This window comes from Streptomyces sp. NPDC021562, from assembly GCF_040640875.1.
In the GTDB taxonomy this organism is placed as follows: domain Bacteria; phylum Actinomycetota; class Actinomycetes; order Streptomycetales; family Streptomycetaceae; genus Streptomyces.
In genome coordinates, this window is record NZ_JBFACN010000068.1 from 1,740 (window position 1) to 3,330 (window position 1,591).

Here is a 1,591-nt window from a genome sequence, read left to right on the forward strand (position 1 = left end):
TGGGTGGCTGGTCGTTGTTTGAGAACTGCACAGTGGACGCGAGCATCTGTGGCCAAGTTTTTAAGGGCGCACGGTGGATGCCTTGGCACCAGGAACCGATGAAGGACGTGGGAGGCCGCGATAGTCCCCGGGGAGTCGTCAACCAGGCTTTGATCCGGGGGTTTCCGAATGGGGAAACCCGGCAGTCGTCATGGGCTGTCACCCGCTGCTGAACACATAGGCAGTGTGGAGGGAACGAGGGGAAGTGAAACATCTCAGTACCCTCAGGAAGAGAAAACAACCGTGATTCCGGGAGTAGTGGCGAGCGAAACCGGATGAGGCCAAACCGTATGCGTGTGAGACCCGGCAGGGGTTGCGTATACGGGGTTGTGGGATCTCTCTTTCACGGTCTGCCGGCCGTGAGACGAGTCAGAAACCGTTGATGTAGGCGAAGGACATGCGAAAGGTCCGGCGTAGAGGGTAAGACCCCCGTAGCTGAAACATTGACGGCTTGTTTGAGAGACACCCAAGTAGCACGGGGCCCGAGAAATCCCGTGTGAATCTGGCGGGACCACCCGCTAAGCCTAAATATTCCCTGGTGACCGATAGCGGATAGTACCGTGAGGGAATGGTGAAAAGTACCCCGGGAGGGGAGTGAAATAGTACCTGAAACCGTGTGCCTACAAGCCGTGGGAGCATCCTTGTGGTGTGACTGCGTGCCTTTTGAAGAATGAGCCTGCGAGTTTGCGGTGTGTTGCGAGGTTAACCCGTGTGGGGTAGCCGTAGCGAAAGCGAGTCCGAATAGGGCGGTTGAGTAGCACGCTCAAGACCCGAAGCGGAGTGATCTAGCCATGGGCAGGTTGAAGCGGAGGTAAGACTTCGTGGAGGACCGAACCCACCAGGGTTGAAAACCTGGGGGATGACCTGTGGTTAGGGGTGAAAGGCCAATCAAACTCCGTGATAGCTGGTTCTCCCCGAAATGCATTTAGGTGCAGCGTCGTGTGTTTCTTGCCGGAGGTAGAGCACTGGATAGGCGATGGGCCCTACCGGGTTACTGACCTTAGCCAAACTCCGAATGCCGGTAAGTGAGAGCGCGGCAGTGAGACTGTGGGGGATAAGCTCCATGGTCGAGAGGGAAACAGCCCAGAGCATCGACTAAGGCCCCTAAGCGTACGCTAAGTGGGAAAGGATGTGGAGTCGCAGAGACAACCAGGAGGTTGGCTTAGAAGCAGCCACCCTTGAAAGAGTGCGTAATAGCTCACTGGTCTAGTGATTCCGCGCCGACAATGTAGCGGGGCTCAAGCGTACCGCCGAAGTCGTGTCATTGCAGTATAACGGCCAACGCCGGCTGTGATGGGTAGGGGAGCGTCGTCTGCCGGGTGAAGCAGCACCGGAAGGTAGTTGTGGACGGTTGACGAGTGAGAATGCAGGCATGAGTAGCGATTCACACGTGGGAAACGTGTGCGCCGATTGACTAAGGGTTCCTGGGTCAAGCTGATCTGCCCAGGGTAAGTCGGGACCTAAGGCGAGGCCGACAGGCGTAGTCGATGGATAACCGGTTGATATTCCGGTACCCGCTGTGAAGCGTCAAACATCGAACCAGGCGATGCTG

General features: G+C 57.0%; 1 rRNA gene (running past one end of the window). It reads left to right on the forward strand.

Features of this window, described 5'->3' with window-relative positions:
* Positions 1-50: 50 nt before the first annotated feature.
* Positions 51-1,591: ribosomal RNA gene (locus AB0G52_RS40795) — 23S ribosomal RNA — on the forward strand; it runs 1,272 nt beyond the window's last position.